This window comes from Caballeronia sp. INDeC2 (assembly GCF_023631325.1).
In the GTDB taxonomy this organism is placed as follows: Bacteria; Pseudomonadota; Gammaproteobacteria; order Burkholderiales; family Burkholderiaceae; genus Caballeronia.
This window is the reverse complement of record NZ_JALQDG010000003.1, coordinates 401,824-419,887: the sequence shown is the minus strand read 5'-3', so window position 1 is coordinate 419,887 and position 18,064 is coordinate 401,824. Positions and strand designations below refer to the sequence as shown.

Below are 18,064 nucleotides of genomic sequence, written 5' to 3'. Positions count from 1 at the left end.
GCTCGCGGACCGCGCCGATGTTCTCGCAAACCGACTTCACGTATATGGAGCGCGCGCTCGCGCTCGCCTCGAAGGGCATGTACACGACGACGCCGAATCCTCGCGTCGGCTGCGTGCTCGTCAAGAACGGCGAAGTGATCGGCATGGGCTACACGCAGCCTGCCGGCCAGGATCACGCCGAAGTACAGGCGCTGAAAGACGCCCGTTCGCGCGGCAAGGATCCGCGCGGCGCGACGGCGTATGTGTCGCTCGAACCGTGCAGCCATTTCGGGCGCACGCCGCCGTGCGCGCACGCGCTCATCGATGCGCGCGTCGAGAAAGTGATCGCCGCGATGGAAGATCCGAACCCGTCCGTGTCCGGTCGCGGCCTCACGATGCTGCGCGATGCGGGCATCGACGTGCGTTGCGGGCTGCTCGCGAACGAGGCGCACGAGATGAACATCGGCTTCGTGTCTCGCATGACGCGCCGCCGTCCGTGGGTGCGCATGAAAGTCGCGGCCACGCTCGACGGCCGCACCGGCCTGCCGACCGGCGAAAGCCAGTGGATCACCGGCGAGGACGCACGCGCCGACGGCCACGCGTGGCGCGCCCGCGCCTGCGCGATCCTGACGGGCATCGGCACGGTGCGCGAGGACGATCCGCAACTGACGGTGCGCGCGGTCGACACGCCGCGCCAGCCGCAACGCGTCTTGATCGACAGCCGTCTCGACGTGCCGAACGAAGCGCGCATTCTCGACGGCGCGCCGCCGTGGATCTTCCATGCCGCCGACGCCGATCCCGCGCGCATCGACGCGCTGCGTGAGAAAGGCGCGGACCTGATCGAACTGTCGAACGAGCACGGCAAGGTCGATCTGCCCGCAATGCTCACTGCGCTCGCCGATCGCGGCATCAACGAGCTGCACGTGGAAGCGGGTCACAAACTGAACGGCTCGCTGCTGCGCGAAGGCTGCGTCGACGAACTGCTGGTCTATCTCGCGCCGAGCCTGCTCGGCAGCGCGCCCGGCATGTTCGACTTCGCGCCGCCCGCCACGCTCGACGCGCGGCCGCATCTGAAATTTCATCGCATCGACCGGCTCGGCGACGATCTGCGCATACTCGCGCGCTTCGCCGAGGCGAATGTCGCAAGCTGATCACACACCGATTTCAAGGAACGAAGCCGATGTTTACAGGAATTGTCGCGGCGGTGGGCCGCATCGAGAAGGTGACGCCGCTCGGTTCGGAGCCGCAAGCGGGCGTTCGTCTGACGGTCGCCGCGGGCGATCTCGATCTCGCCGATGTCGAACTCGGCGACAGCGTCGCGATTCAGGGCGCATGCATGACGGTAATCCAGAAGTCGGCCGATGCGTTCGATGTCGAAGTGTCGCGCGAAAGTCTCAACAAGACGGTCGGCCTCGGCGCCGCGGGCGTCGACGTGAATCTTGAGAAGGCGTTGCGCGCGCACGACCGGCTCGGTGGGCATCTCGTTGCCGGCCACGTCGACGGACTGGGCGTCGTGTCGAAGTTCGAGCCCGTCGGCGAATCGCATGAGCTGCGCATCGTCGCGCCGAAGGACATCGGCAAATACCTGGCTTACAAAGGCTCGGTGACGGTGAACGGCGTGAGCCTTACCGTGAATTCCGTCAGCGACCGTGCGGACGGCTGCGAATTTTCCATCAACCTGATTCCACATACTGTCCAAGTCACGACGCTCAGGGCGCTTTCCAGGGATGTGAAGGTCAATCTGGAAATCGATCTGATCGCCCGATACGTCGAGCGGATGATGAGCGCACAGTGACCTGAGCCTCTTTGGCGCAGCGCCGGGCCGCTCGTTTTGCAACGAAGGCTTCCGGCCCGCCTGCCCGCCGATTTCACCGACTGTCCATCGGCCGTGGCGTAAAATACGCGCTTTCCCCAAACCGGACCCGCACGGGACGTCATCATGTCGCTCGCCTCCACTCCTGAGATCATCGCTGAACTTAAAGCCGGCCGGATGGTGATCCTCGTCGACGAAGAAGACCGCGAAAATGAAGGCGATCTCGTGGTCGCCGCCGAATTCGTCACGCCCGAAGCCATCAACTTCATGGCGAAGCACGGCCGCGGCCTGATCTGCCTCACGCTCACGCAGGAGCGCTGCCGTCAACTGAACCTGCCGCTCATGACGCATCGCAACGGCACGCAGTACGGCACGGCCTTCACGGTGAGCATCGAAGCCGCCGAAGGCGTGACGACCGGCATTTCCGCCTCGGACCGCGCCAAGACGATCGCCACGGCGGTCGCGCACGACGCGCGTGCCGAGCACATCGTCCAGCCGGGCCACGTGTTCCCGATCATGGCGCAGCCGGGCGGCGTGCTCGTGCGCGCCGGCCACACCGAAGCGGGCTGCGATCTGACCGCGCTCGCGGGCCTTACGCCCGCCGCTGTTATCTGCGAGATCATCAAGGACGACGGCGAGATGGCGCGCCTGCCGGATCTCATCGAATTCGGCGAGCGGCACGGCATCAAGATCGGCACGATCGCCGATCTGATCCACTATCGCAGCCGCACCGAGTCGATCATCGAGAAAGTCTGCGAACGCACGATGCAGACCGCGCACGGCCCGTTCCGCGCGGTGCTGTATCGCGACGAGCCGACGCACTCGCCGCACATCGCGCTCGTGCGCGGCACGCCGCATCCCGACCGCGAAACGCCGGTGCGCGTGCACGAGCCGCTCTCGGTGCTCGATCTGCTCGAAATCGATTCGTCGACGCACTCCTGGACCATCGACGCCGCGATGAAGGAGATCGCCGCGCGCGATCTCGGCGCGATCGTCATGCTCAATTGCGGCGACACGAAGGAGCATCTCGTCGACGTGTTTCGCGCCTTCGATCAGCAGGACAAGGCGGCCGAGCTGAAGCGCCGCCCGATAGACTTCAAGACTTACGGCATCGGCGCGCAGATTCTGCGCGATATCGGCGTCGGCAAGATGGAAGTGCTCGCGACGCCGCGCAAGCTCGGCAGCATGTCCGGCTACGGGCTCGAAGTGACGGGCTTCGTGCCGATGCCCGGCTGCCCCGCCACCGCCGCGCCGACGGAAACCGCCATCACCCAGTTGCGCTCGGCCTGAGACCGCCGGCCGCACAAACCTATTCCACACAATTCCAAGGGAAGGACCTCATTCATGGAAATCGGACAATACCAGCCGAACCTCGACGGCGACGGCTTGCGCATCGGCATCGTGCAGTCGCGCTTCAACGAACCGGTGTGCAACGGCCTCGCCGACGCGTGCATCGAGGAGCTGGAGCGCCTCGGCGTGATCGGCCAGGACGTGCTGCTGGTCACCGTGCCGGGCGCGCTCGAAATTCCGCTCGCGCTGCAGAAGCTCGCGGAATCCGGCCAGTTCGACGCGCTGATCGCGCTCGGCGCCGTCGTGCGCGGCGAGACGTATCACTTCGAGCTCGTGTCGAACGAAAGCGGCTCGGGCATCTCGCGCATCGCACTCGATTTCGGCATTCCGGTCGCGAACGCCGTGCTGACGACGGAAAACGACGAGCAGGCCGTTGCGCGCATGACGGAAAAGGGCCGCGACGCCGCGCGTGTGGCGGTCGAAATGGCGAATCTGTCCGTCGCGCTCGAGCAACTCGACGGCGATGACGAAGACGAAGACGAAGAAGACGAGGACCGCGCATGAAGAGCGCTCGACGCCGTTCGCGCGAACTCGCGACGCAAGGGCTTTATCAATGGTTGCTGTCGGGCGCGCCCGCCGGCGAAATCGACGCGCAACTGCGCAACGCGCAAGGCTTCGACAAGGCCGATCAGGCGCATCTCGATGCGATCCTGCATGGCGTGATCAAGGAATCCGCGGCGCTGTCCGAACAGTTGCAGCCGTGCCTCGACCGCCCGATCGAGCAGTTGTCGCCGGTCGAGCGCGCGGTGCTGCTGGTCGCCGCGTTCGAGTTCAAGCATCACATCGACGTGCCGTATCGCGTCGTCATCAACGAGGCGGTCGAACTGACGAAAACCTTCGGCGGCTCGGACGGCTACAAATACGTGAACGGCGTGCTCGACAAGCTCGCCGTCGTGATGCGTCCCACAGAGGCGCAGGCGCGCGGACGCGGAGCGTAAATGAACCAGGGTGCGGAACCGCTCGTCCGGCTGGCGTCGCGCGTCGATGCGATCGAGCCGTTCTACGTGATGGAGCTGATGAAAGAGGCGCAGGCGCTCGAGCGCGCGGGCCGCGACGTCATCCACATGAGCATCGGCGAGCCGGACTTCACCGCGCCCGAGCCCGTGATCCACGCCGCCGCCGATGCGTTGAAGCGCGGCGTCACGCAATACACCAACGCGCTCGGCATCACGCCGCTGCGCGAGGCGATCGCGCGGCATTATCGCGATACGTTCGGCCTGACGGTCGATCCGGAGCGCATCGTCGTGACGGCGGGCGCGTCGGCGGCGCTGCTGCTCGCGTGCATGGCGCTCGTCGATAACGGCGACGAAGTGCTGATGCCCGATCCGTGCTATCCGTGCAACCGGCATTTCGTGTCAGCGGCGGATGGCAAGCCGGTGCTCATCGCGAGCGGTCCGGCCGAGCGCTTCCAGTTGACCGCGGAACATGTCGACGAAAACTGGGGACCGGCCACGCGCGGCGTGCTGCTCGCGTCGCCGTCGAATCCCACGGGTACGTCGATCGAGCCGGACGAACTGCGGCGCATCGTCGACACGGTGCGCGCGCGCGGCGGCTTCACGATCGTCGACGAGATCTATCAGGGCTTGAGCTACGACGCGAAACCCGTGTCCGCCCTTTCCTTCGGCGACGACGTCGTCACCGTGAACAGCTTTTCCAAATACTTCAACATGACCGGCTGGCGGCTCGGCTGGCTCGTCGTGCCGCACTCGATGGTGAGCGCGGTCGAAAAGCTGTCGCAGAACCTGTTCATCTGTGCGTCGGCGCTCGCGCAGCACGCGGCGCTCGCGTGTTTCGAGCCGCAGACGATCGCGATCTACGAAGCGCGCCGCCTCGAATTCAAGCGGCGGCGCGATTACATCGTGCCGGCGCTGCGCTCGCTCGGCTTCGGCGTGCCGGTCGTGCCCGACGGCGCGTTCTACGTCTACGCCGATACGACGACGGTTCATCACCCCGCCGCCGGCAACAGCGACGCGCTCACGCACTCGATGCTCCACGACGCGGGCGTTGTGCTCGTGCCGGGCGCGGACTTCGGGTTCCATGCGCCGGAGCGCTACATCCGTCTGTCGTATGCGACGGCGTATTCGAAGCTAGAAGAAGCGGTCGAGCGGCTTGGCGCGCTGTTCCGCCGATAAAAGCGAGTCGCAGAAGCGAAAAAAGGGCACCGCAAGGTGCCCTTTCTCTTTGTGTCCGACGAAATATTTAAGCGCCGAACTCCGCCGATGCGACGTGCTTCGTCTCGCCGTCGCCGTCGTCTTGCGCGGCCGACTTCTTAGCCGAATCGATGGTGACGTGTACGCGCTTGTCCGCGGCGGTCGAGGCCAGAACCTGCTTCGGCGCAGCCTGAACCGGCGCCTGCGGCGCGTTGATCGGCACGTTGCGGCCGCGCGCGACATCGCGCAGACGCGTACGCTCGGCCAGCACCTTTGCGCCGTAACCGCCGTCGTCCTGCGTCGTCGAACCGACGTAATAGCGCAGGCCACCCGCCACCGAACCGCCACGCGCGATGCAATCCTTCAGCACGAGCGCGCCGACCTTGATGTTCGCGAGCGGATCGAGCGCCGCATGCGAGCCGCCGAAGTATTCGAACTTGTCGGAATGAACCTTCGACATCACCTGCATCAGGCCCTGCGCGCCGACGCCGCTTTCAGCGTAGGGATTGAAGCCCGATTCGATCGCCATGACGGACAGCAGCAGAAGCGGATCGAGGCCGACTTCGCGACCCGTGTCGAACGCGGCGCGCACGAGCTCGGCGACAGGCTCTTCCGCCACGCGGTAACGTCTCGCGATGAAGTTCGAGACGAGCTTCTGCTCACGCGTCGATACGAGCACACGGTCGTCGCGTGCGTCGGCGACTACGCGCTGTGCCGGAATCATGCTCGCCAGCATGCCGACAGACGGCATGGTGCGCGGATCGAGCCCGTTGGGCGACACGGCGAGGCTGATGCCGCCAGTGAGCTGATGCGTGCTCGCGTCGTCGCTGGCGGCGGCGCCGAGCGACGGGCCCGCGCCGGGCGCCTTGGCGCTATCCGACGGAGCCGCGTTCGCAGCGACGTTCACCGCCAGCGCGGCGTCGCCAGGCGCGCGATGGACCGCCGAGAAGGGCGGCAGCGGCTGGCCCGCGAGCAGGCGCGCCGGTCCTGCCTGAACGGCAGCCGACACGAAAGGCATGATCCTTGCGGCAAAGTTCGTGCGCCACGAGGGCAACAACCACAGTGCGAGTGCGCTGACGACGGCGGCGCAACCGACCATCGCGAAGACATGGTGACTCAAACGGCGTCCGCGACGTATCGCGACGCGCACGAACTGTGCGGCGCGGGTGTCGGAACCCCACCAAACCGAAGTGTTCATCGATACTCCCAATGTTGCATGATTTGCGCAGATGAATACGAATAAAGCACGTATTCGGAGCGCAAATCAGACACCGCTCGCTCTCGGCAAGCGTCAGCGGCATCGGGGATACGGCATGCGCCGTCTGGAAAGCCGATCCGGCAAAAAACTGCCGGGCTGCGCGGCACGAACTTCATGCCCTCAATGCGCACGTGGCTTTCCACGCGAAAAACCGGCGCGAGAAACGCCGGCAATGACAACCAAACACCATGAGTCGCCGGGCAGGAACGGCGCAGGCGACGCATGTTGCGTCAGACAGACCTGAGGCGAAGGTAAAAAGTTTCAAAACCTGCAATGGATTCCAACGGATTCTAACAGGGTTTAATTATCCGTCAATGCTAAAGACTTGTGTTTCAATTACTTACAGTTATATTGAACAGTGTTCAACGTCTGGAAACTACGTCTCACGGGCGATTTCCAGCGGAATTCGCTGAATGTCCCCCAACGCACTGACGCCGACGCAGGTAAAATCGACAATCGCTTCGCGCGCAGCCGTCCCGCCGTCGAGCCTCGCGCTCCGGCGCCTTCGAGTCCAATTTCGACCATCGATGAAATACAAAGATCTGCGCGACTTCACTGCCCGCCTCGAGGCGCTCGGTGAATTGCGCCGCATTCGGCAGCCCGTTTCCCCCGTTCTCGAAATCACCGAAGTCTCGGATCGCGTGTTGCGCACGGGCGGGCCGGCGCTGCTATTCGAAGCGCCCACCGGCCACACGATGCCCGTGCTCGCCAACCTGTTCGGCACGACCCGGCGCGTCGCGCTCGGCATGGGCATCGAAACCGAGGCGCAGAGCGGCGCCGATGTCAGCCTCGGCAGCGACGTCGCCGCGCTCGGTTCGCTGCGCGATGTCGGCAGGCTGCTCTCCGCGCTCAAGGAACCCGAGCCGCCGAAGGGCCTGAAAGACGCGGGCAAGCTCCTCTCGCTCGCGAAGGCCGTGTGGGACATGGCGCCGAAGTCGGTGAGCGCGCCGCCTTGCCAGGAAGTGGTGTGGGAAGGCAAGGACGTCGATCTCGGTCGGCTGCCCATACAGACATGCTGGCCCGGCGACGCCGGACCGCTGCTCACCTGGGGTCTCACCGTCACGCGCGGGCCGAACAAGCCGCGTCAGAATCTCGGCATCTATCGGCAGCAGCTCATTGGGCGCAACAAGCTCATCATGCGCTGGCTCGCGCATCGCGGCGGCGCGCTCGATTTCCGCGAGTTCGCGCTCGCGAATCCCGGCAAGCCGTATCCGGTGGCCGTCGTGCTCGGCGCCGATCCCGCGACGATCCTCGGCGCCGTGACGCCCGTGCCTGATTCGTTGTCCGAATATCAGTTTGCGGGCCTCTTGCGCGGCTCGCGCACCGAGCTCGCGAAGTGCCTGACGCCGGACGTCGATGCGCTTCAGGTGCCGGCGCGCGCCGAGATCGTGCTCGAAGGCTTCATCTATCCGCAAGACGGTACGCCGCCGCCCGCGCCCGAAGGCGCGCCGCCGCGTCCATCGGCGTCCGCCGCCGCGAGATACGAGCACGCGCTCGAAGGACCGTACGGCGATCACACCGGCTATTACAACGAGCAGGAGTGGTTTCCGGTCTTCACCGTCGAGAAAATCACGATGCGCCGCGACGCGCTGTTCCATTCCACCTACACCGGCAAGCCGCCCGACGAGCCCGCGGTGCTCGGCGTCGCGCTCAACGAAGTGTTCGTGCCGCTCTTGCAGAAGCAGTTCACCGAGATCACCGATTTCTATCTGCCGCCCGAAGGTTGCAGCTATCGCATGGCGATCGTGCAGATGAAGAAGAGCTACCCCGGCCACGCGAAGCGCGTGATGTTCGGCGTGTGGAGCTTCCTGCGGCAGTTCATGTACACGAAGTTCATCGTCGTGGTGGATGAAGACGTGAACGTGCGCGACTGGAAGGAAGTGATCTGGGCCATCACGACGCGTGTCGATCCGACGCGCGACACCGTCATGGTCGACAACACGCCGATCGACTATCTCGACTTCGCGTCGCCGGTCGCGGGCCTCGGCTCGAAGATGGGACTCGACGCGACCAACAAATGGCCCGGTGAGACGAATCGCGAATGGGGCCGTCCGATCGTCATGGACGAAGCGGTGAAGCGTCGCGTCGATGCGCTGTGGACTGAAATCGGACTGGATAAATCATGATCGCGGCGACGCTTTATCGAGGCGATGTCATCGAGAACACGCACGCGGCGCACGTCGCCGTCGTCGATGCAAACGGACGCCTCGTGCATTCCTTCGGCGATCCGCATCGCGTAACGTTGCCGCGCTCGGCGGCGAAGCCCGCGCAGGCGCTCGCGGTCATCGAAACGGGCGCGCTCGAGCGCTTCGGTTTCACCGACGAAGACCTCGCGCTGATGTGCGGATCCCATAGCAGCGAGCCGCGTCATGTCGAGCGCGCGCTCGCGATGCTCGCCAAGTCGAACGCGAGCGAAAGCGATCTGCGCTGCGGCGGCCATCCGCCGATCTCGGATGCCGTGTACAAGGACTGGATCAGGCGCGAGTTCACGCCGACCGCCGCGTGCAGCAACTGCTCCGGCAAGCACGCCGGCATGCTCGCGGGCGCGCGGGCGATGAACGCGCCGCTCGTCGATTACGACCTGCCCGATCATCCGCTGCAGGCGCACGTGAAGCGCACGGTCGCGCGCGCCGTCGATCTCGCCGACGACGACGTGCAATGGGCCATCGACGGCTGCAATCTGCCGACGCCCGCCTTCCCGCTCGACCGTCTCGCGCGGCTCTTCATGAAGATCGCCGCCGCACCGGAAGGCTCGCCGCTTGCGCGCATCCATCGCGCGATGACGTCGCATCCGGAACTCGTCGCCGGCGAAGGACGCTTCTGCACGCTGCTGATGCAGGCGTTCGGCGGCGCGCTCGTCGGCAAGACCGGCGCGGATGCGAGCTATGCGATCGGCGTGCGCCGCGAGCAAGGTCCGATCGGCATCGCGGTGAAGGTCGAGGACGGCAACACAGCGGTGCTCAACGCGGTCGTCGTCCATGTGCTCGATACGCTCGGCATCGGCACACAACAGCAGCGCGACGCGCTCGCCGCGTTCCGCAATCCGCCGACGCGCAACACGATGAACGTGCCGACCGGCCGTCTCGACGTGAGCTTCTCGCTTCACAACCATCAATAAAAACATGCATTCGTGGTCGTTGCTGTCGGACGGTTTTTTTCTGTCGCTGTCGCTGTGTCTGGATATCGGAATCGCGAACGTCGCGATCATTTCGCTCGCGCTGTCGCACGGCTTCAAACCGGGGCTCGTGCTCGGCTTGGGGACGTGTTTCGGCGATCTGGTCTACGCGATGCTCGCGCTCGCGGGGATGTCCGCGCTGCTGCAGTTTTCCGCGGTGCGCTGGGTCGTGTGGATCGGCGGCGCGATCGTGCTGCTCGTCTTGACGTGGAAGATGGCGCGTGAGGCGCTCAATCCCGCTTCCGCGCCGCCCGTCGAAGGGGAAGCGGATCTCGCCGTGCCGCGCCCCGGGCACTGGAAAAGCTTTTTGCGCGGATGCCTGCTCGCCGTGTCGTCGCCGAGCGCGATTCTGTGGTTCGCGGCGGTCGGCGGCGCGCTTATCGCGAAGTCCGGCGCGACGAGCACCGTCTCCGCGTCCGTGTTTCTGATCGGGTTCTTCTGCGGCGGACTCGGCTGGACGATCTTCATCTGCACGCTCGCGAGCCACGGCAGAAAGCGCGCCGGAACTCAACTCCTGCGCGCGTGCCACGTGATGTCCGCGGTGCTATTCGCGTACTTCGCGTACAGCGTGATCGTCAACGGCTACCGTGATTTGATCGTCAACGCGACATCGTGACGATGCATCATCACGCGACGAACTGAGCCAGCTTCGCGAGATCGACGTTGCCGCCCGACACGATCACGCCGACCCGCTTGCCTTCGACCGGCACGACCTTTTGAAGCACGGCGGCCGCCGCGAGACAGCCGGTCGGCTCGACGACCATCTTCATGCGCTGCGCGAAGAAGCGCAGCGTCTCGATCAACTGCGCATCGCTGACGGTGACGATCCGGTCGACGTGACGCTGGATGATCGGGAAGTTGTATTCGCCGACATGCGTGGACGCGGCGCCATCGGCGATCGTGCGCGGCACTTCGATATGCACGATTTCGCCGCGCGCGAGCGATTGCTGCGCGTCGTTACCCGCTTCCGGCTCGACGCCGATCACCTTGCAGTCCGGCGACAGCGCCGCCGCCGCGAGCGCGCATCCGCCGATGAGGCCACCGCCGCCCAGACACACGAACAAATAATCGAGCGGCCCGGTTTCCTCGATCAGTTCCTTCGCCGACGTGCCCTGCCCAGCGATCACATGCGGATGATCGTAAGGCGGGATCAGCGTCATGCCGCGCTCTTCGGCCAGCTTGCGGCCGATTTCCTCGCGGTTTTGCGTGTAGCGGTCGTAGGTGATCACTTCGCCGCCGTAACCGCGCGTCGCTTCCATCTTCGCGGCGGGCGCGTCCTCGGGCATCACGATCGTCGCGCGGATGCCGGCGAGCTTCGCAGACAGCGCGATCGCCTGCGCGTGGTTGCCCGACGAATAGGTGATGACGCCCGCGGCGCGTTGCCGGTCGTCGAAATGGGAGAGCGCGTTGTACGCGCCGCGGAACTTGAACGCGCCCATGCGCTGGAAGTTCTCGCACTTGAAAAAGAGCGACGCGCCCGCGATGGCGTCGGCGGTGCGCGAAGTCAGGACGGGCGTGCGATGGGCGACGCCTTCGATGCGCCGGGCGGCATCGGCGACATCATCGAAAGTCGGGGCGGGAAGAGAGGACATCGGCGTGGGCGTGCGAGTTGAAGGGAATCACCATTCTCCCAGTTCCGTCGCCGAATTCAAAAGCCCTGAAACGAAAGAAGGCGATGCACGCTCGCATCGCCTTCCGGATTCGCCGACTGGACCGATCAATAACGCCAGCCCGGACCATGACGGTAGTAGCCGTGATGCCGATAGTACGGACGGCCGTAGTAGCCGTATCCGCCTACGACGACGGCGGGCGGCGGCGCATAGACGACGGGCGGCGGCGGCGCGACGTACACCGGCTGCGGCGGAGCCACATAGACGGGCGCGGGCGGCGCCGCATACACCGGATAGGACGGCACCCCGATGCCCACGCCAATCGAGACATGCGCCTGCGCGGCACTGACAAAACCGACGCCGAGCGCACCAGCAACCAACAAACCACCGAGCTTTTTCACTTTAGTTCTCCTCGCCGCTTCGCGTGTTGGCCGGATCCTACGGCTCACGAGCGACGGATGAACTCAATTTATCGAAAAAGACGATCGGTCGCATGGACCATTTGTTGCAAATTGCAAGTTTCTTAACGTCGGCGCGGGATTGAAAGCCAGGCGTCGCCCGCGAATGCGCGCGGAGCGGCCGTTCGGCGGACATCCGCGGTACGCGTGCGACGTACCTCGTCGAGAGTAATAAAACACGCGTAACGTCTATTTACAAATGAACGGAAAAGCCCCGCCGGACAACGCGCCCGGCGGGGCTTTTCACGTACAGCGCGAGATTGTTGGGCGCGTTTTAGCCTACTTTCACATAAGCGAATTCACGCGTGACGTTTGGCGGAACATACGCCCCGCCGATAACCACCCGCGGCGTCAGGCGCTTTTTCTGATCCCACCAGCGGCGCCGCTGGGCCTGGCTCAAGAATCGCAGATGCTTTCGATAAGAGAAAATGCTCACGGCGACCTCCGAACGTAGCGAATGAACCTCGATGGGAGAGCGACCGCCTTCGGCCATGTGCCGTCTCCCGCTGAATCCGTCTTCTCTTTAGTATTGAGCGCCTGCTCGTTCCTCGATGTTCGCAAAGAGACCAAGAATTACCGTCGATTGTGCGTTCAACCACGTACAGCAGAAAACATGCCCTTCGGGCGGAGCCGCTTATCCGTTTCGCGCGCCGTGCTTTCACCAGAAAACTTCGGGCGGTGTGCGACCATTCGAACTTTCGCTTTTCCTATTTATATCCTGCCAGTTTTGTGGGAAATGCGCCTTTTCGCGACCGTCTCAAATTGGCAACACAGGGTTTTCCGACGACGGGATTGGCGGTCCGAGCATCGTTGCCGGCCACTTTCACTTGCCTTTCATGTGATTGTCCGGAGAATCGCTTGCGCCGCGTGCGACAACGTCCCCAAGCGGCCCTAAAGCCATGTTATGGTGACGTCCGGCGCCCCATCAGGCACGCCTCTTGGGCGGGGAATTCGAGTCGCCGCATCGGTAAATCGCGAAGCTTCATCGAAGGGCACGGTGCAAATCGCGCACCGGCGCGCCGCGTTGACTTCGGCACGACACTCAAGTCCAGAGAACGAACAATGATCAAGGTCAGCATTCACGATTCGCGCCGTACAGGCGGCCGCACCTCCGGGACCACCATCGAGCGGATCCGCGCCCGCTAGCGTCCGCGCGTTCCACCACCCTTTCGTCATTTCGTCATTACGACCCGGCGCACGTCGCGACACTGCGCACGCATCCTAGAGGACCCGAGATGTTCGGCGATATCGCCCGTTTTCTGCTCAACACGCTTTTCACCCTGTTCGGCGCGGCGCTTTTGCTGCGCGCATGGATACAGGTCGTGCGCATGCCGCCCTACAACCCAGTGTCGAACGCCGTCATGCAGGCGACCAACTGGCTCGTCCTGCCGCTGCGCAAGATCCTGCCTGGCGGGAAGATCGACTGGGCGAGCATCGTCGCGGCGTTCATCGCATCGGCTGTCTATGTCACGCTGATGGTCGTCCTCGCGGGCGTCGATCCGACGCTCATGGTGCCGATCCTTCTGCTCGTCGCGCTGCTGACCGTCGTCAAGTGGGCGCTCAATCTGATCATCTGGGTGACGATCCTGATGGCGCTGCTTTCGTGGCTCAATCCGCAATCGCCGGCGATGCCGCTGCTCTATCAGATCACCGCGCCGTTCCTCGATCCGCTGCGGCGCATCCTGCCGCGCCTTGGCGGCATCGATCTTTCGCCGATCCTGCTGTTCGTGATCGTCCAGGTGCTGTTGATGGTCGTGACGCGCGTCGCCGTGTCGATGACGCTCTTCGGAATCTGAGCGCCGCGCGCAATTGCGCCTCGGGACGCGTTGCGCTTACAATACCCGGCTCAAGCGGGCGTCGTATAATGGCCATTACCGTAGCTTCCCAAGCTACTGACGTGGGTTCGATTCCCATCGCCCGCTCCAGAATCCCAGCGAAAGCCGCCCCAAGTCACGTTTGGGCGGCTTTTTAGTTTCCCGCATCCGTTTTCAGCATCGCCTCATGAACCACGATCCCAAGGACGACGCCGGCGACCAGTCCGACGTCAACGAAAATGCCACGCTGCGCCATCGACGCATCCGCAGTTTCGTCACGCGCGCGGGCCGTGTATCGCCGGGCCAGCAGCGCGCGATCGACGATCTCGGTCCGCGCTATGTCGTGCCCTACACGCCCCAGACCGCCGACTGGGATGCGCTCTTCGGCCGGCACGCGGCGCGCGTGCTTGAGATCGGCTTCGGCATGGGCGCGACCACGGCGGAAATCGCGGCCGCGCGTCCGGGCGACGACTTCATCGGCGTGGAAGTGCATGAGCCGGGCGTGGGCGCGCTCTTGAAGCTGATCGGCGAGCAAGGGCTCGGCAATATCCGCATTCTTCAGCACGACGCCGTGGAAGTGCTCGAACACATGATCGCGCCCGACAGTCTCGACGGCGTGCACATCTACTTTCCCGATCCGTGGCACAAGGCGCGTCATCACAAGCGCCGCCTGATCCAGCCGAAGTTCGTCGCGCTGCTCGTGTCGCGCATGAAGCCGGGCGGCTATATCCATCTCGCGACCGACTGGCAGAATTACGCCGAGCAGATGCTCGAAGTGCTGTGCGCCGAACCGGCGCTGGAAAACACCGCGGACGGCTACGCGCCGCGCCCCGATTTCCGTCCGGTCACGAAGTTCGAGCGACGCGGACTGCGGCTCGGGCACGGCGTGTGGGATCTGATGTTCCGCCGCCGCTAAGAACGCGCCGCGCAGAAACGACAACGCCACGGCAAGCCGTGGCGTTTTGCATGGTGCGCGGCGAAAGCGCGGTCAGTCGGCCCAACTCAAGCCGCCGCTATATCCGACGATCAGAATCAACAAGCCGAAGCCGATGCGATACCACGCGAACGCGGTGAAATCGTGCGAAGCGACATAGCGCAGCAGCCAGCGCACACAGACGAAGGCGCTGATGAACGCCGCGACGAGCCCGATCGCGAAGAGCCCGAAGTCGTTCACGGTCAGCGTGCGCCAGTACTTCGCCATTTCGTAGAGCGTCGCGCCGAAGATGATCGGAATCGCAAGGAAGAACGAGAACTCCGTGGCGACGCGTCGTTCGAGTCCGAACAGCATCCCGCCGATGATCGTCGCGCCGGAACGCGAGGTGCCCGGAATCAGCGCGAAGCATTGCGCGAGACCGACCTTGAAGGCATCCGCGTAGGAAAGATCATCGACGGAATGTACGCGCGGCGCGACGGCGCGTTCGCGCTGACGCGACTCCGCCCACAAGATCACGACGCCGCCGGCGATCAGCGCCACCGACACCGGCACCGGCGAGAACAGCACTGATTTGATGCTCTTCTCGAACAGCAAGCCCAGGACGATGGCCGGAATGGTCGCGATGATCACGTTCAGCGTGAAGCGCCGCGCGTCGGCGCGTGCGGGCAGGCCCGTGACCACTGAGCCGATCTTCGCGCGATATTCCCAGCAGATCGCAAGAATGGCGCCGAACTGGATGACGACGTCGAAGGTTTTCGATTGTGCGTCGGTGAAGTTCAGCAAGCTGCCCGCGACGATCAGATGCCCCGTGCTTGAAACCGGCAAAAATTCGGTCAAGCCCTCCACGACGCCCAGAATGAGCGCCTTCACCATCAATATCCAGTCCATCCGTTCAGCCCTTGTTCGCCGTTATCGCCGTTGCTTATGGAGCACATTGCGCAGAGATTTCGACTCACTTCTCAACGATCTGCACACGTATGCCGTTTGTAAGGACTGTGATTGTACCGGGTTCGTAAGACACGCCGGCGAACTGGAGTTCCTCTGGCTTGAAGGTGTGGATCGGATAGCGGTCGAGCAGTTGCGCCGCGAGTTGCGCGCCTACCGATGCAATCTGTTGGTTGTACTGCGCGGCGTCGCCGCTGAACTGCGCATCGTCGACGGATGGCGACACGAGAATGACCGATCGGCTCGGCGCGTCGTAGCCGAGTTGCGTCGAGAGCGTGAACGCGCCGATCACGGGATTCGGCATGAACGGCGTGGACAGACGCGCGTCGACGCGCACCGTCACGCGATTACGATCCGGCGCCATGCCGACGACGGGATTACTCAGGACGACGTCGAATATTTGCGAAGCCGTACGTTGCAGCGGAAATTTCCGCGCGACGGCTTCCTGCACCTGCTGCGTCGAAAATGTGTAGTGGTCCGGAATGAAGGGGAATATCGAGTTCGACGCGGATTGCGCCGTCGATGTGAATGCGAGTGCGCACAGGGACACGAGTCCTGCCAGCACGAACCGGCGCCGCAGCGGCGCGACGGGTTCCGTCATGCGTAATCCTCCAAAGCTTTTTTCAAGTCTGCGCCGTGCGGCGCGGTTCGGGCATCGGTTGGCCGCGTTTGCGCTTCCAGTCGTTCGATCCATGTCAGCGCATATTCGCGCGTCTCTCCGCACATCTCAACGGACGGCTGCAAACCGCCGCAGCACGCCGGCCTGCGCGGATCTCCGAAAATCCTGCAGCGCAGATCGTCGCCCAGTTGAACGCAACGCTCGCCCGCGCGCTTGCCGTCCGGCATCCCCGGAATCGGACTCGAAATGGACGGCGCGATGCAGCAGGCGCCGCACGCTTCCCGGCAGGCATGAGACGAAGAATCGATCGACATGGCGACACTGAACCGCATGAAAAGAAACGATATTGTCCCACGCATCGGCTTTGCGCTTCGTCAATTCGCTGCTATCGGGCTGCGACGTTATCACGCAAATGTCGCCCCCATCGCCCGATTACACTCGGACGATTCCCCGAGGTTCGCCATGACTGCCGCCGCTCCGTTCTTTCGCCCAGATCTGCTCGCGCGCTACGACGCGCACGGCCCGCGCTACACGTCCTATCCGACCGCCGTACAGTTCACCGACGCCTTCGATCCCGCGCATTATCGCGAAGCCGCGAGCAAGGCGAAAGCGAACGCCGATCTCTCGCTCTACTTCCACATCCCGTTCTGCGACACCGTCTGCTTCTATTGCGGCTGCAACAAGGTCGCGACGAAAAATCGCGCGCACGCGCGCCCGTATCTCGACCGGATGAAGCGCGAACTCGCTCTGCAGGCCGCGCTTTTCGACACCTCGCGTCCGGTCACGCAGCTTCACTGGGGCGGCGGCACGCCGACCTTCCTCTCGCACGAGGAGATGGCCGAACTGATGTCCGCCACGGGCGCGCATTTCAATCTCGTCGACGACGAGCGCGCCGAATATTCGATCGAAGTCGATCCGCGTGAAGCATCGGAGGCGACGATCGCGTTGCTGCGCGAGCTTGGTTTCAATCGGCTGAGCCTCGGCGTGCAGGATTTCGACGAGCGCGTGCAGCGCGCCGTCAATCGGCTCCAGCCGCGTGAGATGACCGAAACGGTGCTCGACGCCGCGCGCAAGAACGGCTTCAAGTCCGTGAGCGTCGACCTGATTTACGGCCTGCCGCATCAGAGCGTCGAGAGCTTTTCGCGCACGCTCGACGCGATCATCGACCTGAAACCGAATCGCGTGTCCGTGTTCGGCTATGCGCACATGCCGACGCTCTTCAAGATGCAGCGGCAGATCGACGAGAGCGCGCTGCCCTCGCCCGCCGTGCGTCTCGCGATTCTCGAGCGCGTGATCGCGCGCATGTGCGACGCGGGTTATGTGTACATCGGCATGGATCATTTCGCGCTGCCCGGCGACGAGCTCGCGCGCGCGTTCGAGGCCGGCACGCTTCAGCGCAACTTCCAGGGCTATAGCACGCGGGCGGATTGCGATCTGATCGGCATCGGCGCGTCGTCGATCGGCAAGATCGGCGATGTCTATGCGCAAAACGCACGCGATCTCGCCGACTACGCCGCCGCGATCGATGCGGGCGATCTCGCCATCACGCGCGGCGTGCGTCTTGGCACCGACGACCAACTCCGCCGCGACGTCATCATGCGTCTCATGTGCGGCGGCGAACTGCGTTTCGACGATGTCGCGCGCGCACACGGCATCGAATTTCCCGCCACTTTCGCCAACGAACTCGCGCGCCTCGCGCCGATGGCGGAAGACGGCCTCATCGACCTCTCGCGCGACGCGATCCGCGTGCTGCCCGCCGGACGCATGCTGGTGCGCAATGTCGCCTCGGTATTCGACCGTTATCTGGGACAAGCGGGCCTGCGACGCTTCTCGCGCACGATCTGAGCGGTGTTCGATCGGCGCCGGTGGCTTAGAATGACTGCCACCTTGAGCGCTCCAGCCTTGCGACACGGCGCGCCCATCCCTTCACTGCCGATGCGAAGCGCCGGGCGTGCCCGG

Annotated in this window: 19 protein-coding genes and 1 tRNA gene; 13 read left to right on the top strand and 7 right to left on the bottom strand. The window is 64.3% G+C overall.

The features are described from left to right. Nucleotides 1-17: 17 nt before the first annotated feature. The 6 genes from ribD to NCS28_RS03570 all read left to right on the top strand — a co-directional run bounded on the left by ribD (nucleotide 18) and on the right by NCS28_RS03570 (nucleotide 5,274). Nucleotides 18-1,130 (top strand): bifunctional diaminohydroxyphosphoribosylaminopyrimidine deaminase/5-amino-6-(5-phosphoribosylamino)uracil reductase RibD, encoded by a 1,113-nt coding sequence (ribD, locus tag NCS28_RS03595; protein WP_250512501.1) that lies wholly within the window; start codon nucleotides 18-20, stop codon nucleotides 1,128-1,130. A gap of 29 nt (nucleotides 1,131-1,159) precedes the next feature. Continuing rightward, entirely contained in the window at nucleotides 1,160-1,774 is a 615-nt protein-coding gene (locus tag NCS28_RS03590; protein WP_250512500.1) for a riboflavin synthase, read from the top strand. Between the two features lie 144 nt (nucleotides 1,775-1,918). Beyond that, entirely contained in the window at nucleotides 1,919-3,082 is a 1,164-nt protein-coding gene (gene ribBA, locus NCS28_RS03585; protein ID WP_250512499.1) for a bifunctional 3,4-dihydroxy-2-butanone-4-phosphate synthase/GTP cyclohydrolase II, read from the top strand. Between the two features lie 54 nt (nucleotides 3,083-3,136). Continuing rightward, the gene (gene ribH, locus NCS28_RS03580; RefSeq protein ID WP_061118887.1) at nucleotides 3,137-3,646 is read left to right on the top strand and encodes a 6,7-dimethyl-8-ribityllumazine synthase; all 510 of its coding nucleotides are present in this window, start codon (nucleotides 3,137-3,139) and stop codon (nucleotides 3,644-3,646) included. After that, nucleotides 3,643-4,080, top strand: a complete 438-nt coding sequence (nusB, locus tag NCS28_RS03575) for a transcription antitermination factor NusB (RefSeq protein WP_061118886.1) — start codon at nucleotides 3,643-3,645, stop codon at nucleotides 4,078-4,080. Before ribH ends, nusB begins: the two co-directional genes overlap by 4 nt. Beyond that, nucleotides 4,081-5,274, top strand: a complete 1,194-nt coding sequence (locus tag NCS28_RS03570) for a pyridoxal phosphate-dependent aminotransferase (RefSeq protein ID WP_250512498.1) — start codon at nucleotides 4,081-4,083, stop codon at nucleotides 5,272-5,274. A gap of 67 nt (nucleotides 5,275-5,341) precedes the next feature. Here NCS28_RS03570 and NCS28_RS03565 read toward each other — a convergent pair whose 3' ends face one another. Continuing rightward, a complete protein-coding gene (locus NCS28_RS03565; protein WP_250512497.1) occupies nucleotides 5,342-6,490 on the bottom strand; it encodes a transglycosylase SLT domain-containing protein in 1,149 nt (382 codons plus the stop codon). A 587-nt stretch (nucleotides 6,491-7,077) separates the two neighbouring features. Here NCS28_RS03565 and NCS28_RS03560 point away from each other — a divergent pair. The 3 genes from NCS28_RS03560 to NCS28_RS03550 are packed head-to-tail and all read left to right on the top strand — an operon-like array spanning nucleotide 7,078 to nucleotide 10,341. Continuing rightward, nucleotides 7,078-8,676 carry a UbiD family decarboxylase gene (locus tag NCS28_RS03560; protein WP_250512496.1) on the top strand — a complete coding sequence of 533 codons (1,599 nt, stop codon included), beginning with the start codon at nucleotides 7,078-7,080 and terminating at the stop codon, nucleotides 8,674-8,676. Continuing rightward, nucleotides 8,673-9,668 carry an asparaginase gene (locus NCS28_RS03555; protein ID WP_250512495.1) on the top strand — a complete coding sequence of 332 codons (996 nt, stop codon included), beginning with the start codon at nucleotides 8,673-8,675 and terminating at the stop codon, nucleotides 9,666-9,668. Before NCS28_RS03560 ends, NCS28_RS03555 begins: the two co-directional genes overlap by 4 nt. A 4-nt stretch (nucleotides 9,669-9,672) precedes the next feature. Next, nucleotides 9,673-10,341 (top strand): LysE family translocator, encoded by a 669-nt coding sequence (locus tag NCS28_RS03550; RefSeq protein WP_250512494.1) that lies wholly within the window; start codon nucleotides 9,673-9,675, stop codon nucleotides 10,339-10,341. A 10-nt stretch (nucleotides 10,342-10,351) separates the two neighbouring features. On the opposite strand, the gene NCS28_RS03545 is transcribed toward NCS28_RS03550, so the two are convergent. The 3 genes from NCS28_RS03545 to NCS28_RS03535 all read right to left on the bottom strand — a co-directional run bounded on the left by NCS28_RS03545 (nucleotide 10,352) and on the right by NCS28_RS03535 (nucleotide 12,286). Continuing rightward, the gene (locus tag NCS28_RS03545; RefSeq protein ID WP_035505400.1) at nucleotides 10,352-11,317 is read right to left on the bottom strand and encodes a threo-3-hydroxy-L-aspartate ammonia-lyase; all 966 of its coding nucleotides are present in this window, start codon (nucleotides 11,315-11,317) and stop codon (nucleotides 10,352-10,354) included. Nucleotides 11,318-11,442: 125 nt separating this feature from the next. Next, nucleotides 11,443-11,736: a hypothetical protein gene (locus tag NCS28_RS03540; protein ID WP_250512493.1), complete on the bottom strand. Its 294-nt coding sequence runs from the start codon at nucleotides 11,734-11,736 to the stop codon at nucleotides 11,443-11,445. 331 nt (nucleotides 11,737-12,067) lie between these two features. Continuing rightward, on the bottom strand, nucleotides 12,068-12,286 hold the full coding sequence (locus tag NCS28_RS03535) for a hypothetical protein (protein ID WP_250513073.1): 219 nt from the start codon (nucleotides 12,284-12,286) through the stop codon (nucleotides 12,068-12,070). Between the two features lie 742 nt (nucleotides 12,287-13,028). On the opposite strand from NCS28_RS03535, the gene NCS28_RS03530 reads away from it, so the two are divergent. From NCS28_RS03530 to trmB, 3 genes are all read left to right on the top strand, one after another. Next, nucleotides 13,029-13,589 (top strand): YggT family protein, encoded by a 561-nt coding sequence (locus NCS28_RS03530; RefSeq protein ID WP_061135634.1) that lies wholly within the window; start codon nucleotides 13,029-13,031, stop codon nucleotides 13,587-13,589. A gap of 54 nt (nucleotides 13,590-13,643) precedes the next feature. After that, a tRNA-Gly gene (locus tag NCS28_RS03525) sits at nucleotides 13,644-13,718 on the top strand. Between the two features lie 76 nt (nucleotides 13,719-13,794). After that, nucleotides 13,795-14,523: a tRNA (guanosine(46)-N7)-methyltransferase TrmB gene (gene trmB, locus NCS28_RS03520; protein ID WP_250512492.1), complete on the top strand. Its 729-nt coding sequence runs from the start codon at nucleotides 13,795-13,797 to the stop codon at nucleotides 14,521-14,523. A 72-nt stretch (nucleotides 14,524-14,595) separates the two neighbouring features. Here the strand turns inward: trmB and NCS28_RS03515 are convergent, their stop codons facing one another. The 3 genes from NCS28_RS03515 to NCS28_RS03505 all read right to left on the bottom strand — a co-directional run bounded on the left by NCS28_RS03515 (nucleotide 14,596) and on the right by NCS28_RS03505 (nucleotide 16,419). Continuing rightward, on the bottom strand, nucleotides 14,596-15,429 hold the full coding sequence (locus tag NCS28_RS03515) for an undecaprenyl-diphosphate phosphatase (RefSeq protein ID WP_250512491.1): 834 nt from the start codon (nucleotides 15,427-15,429) through the stop codon (nucleotides 14,596-14,598). A 64-nt stretch (nucleotides 15,430-15,493) separates the two neighbouring features. Continuing rightward, nucleotides 15,494-16,087, bottom strand: a complete 594-nt coding sequence (locus tag NCS28_RS03510) for a DUF1439 domain-containing protein (protein ID WP_250512490.1) — start codon at nucleotides 16,085-16,087, stop codon at nucleotides 15,494-15,496. Next, on the bottom strand, nucleotides 16,084-16,419 hold the full coding sequence (locus NCS28_RS03505; RefSeq protein ID WP_250512489.1) for a YkgJ family cysteine cluster protein: 336 nt from the start codon (nucleotides 16,417-16,419) through the stop codon (nucleotides 16,084-16,086). The genes NCS28_RS03510 and NCS28_RS03505 overlap by 4 nt, the downstream gene beginning before the upstream one ends. 148 nt (nucleotides 16,420-16,567) lie before the next feature. On the opposite strand from NCS28_RS03505, the gene hemN reads away from it, so the two are divergent. Then, nucleotides 16,568-17,950 (top strand): oxygen-independent coproporphyrinogen III oxidase, encoded by a 1,383-nt coding sequence (hemN, locus tag NCS28_RS03500; RefSeq protein WP_250512488.1) that lies wholly within the window; start codon nucleotides 16,568-16,570, stop codon nucleotides 17,948-17,950. The last annotated feature ends 114 nt before the right edge of the window (nucleotides 17,951-18,064 follow it).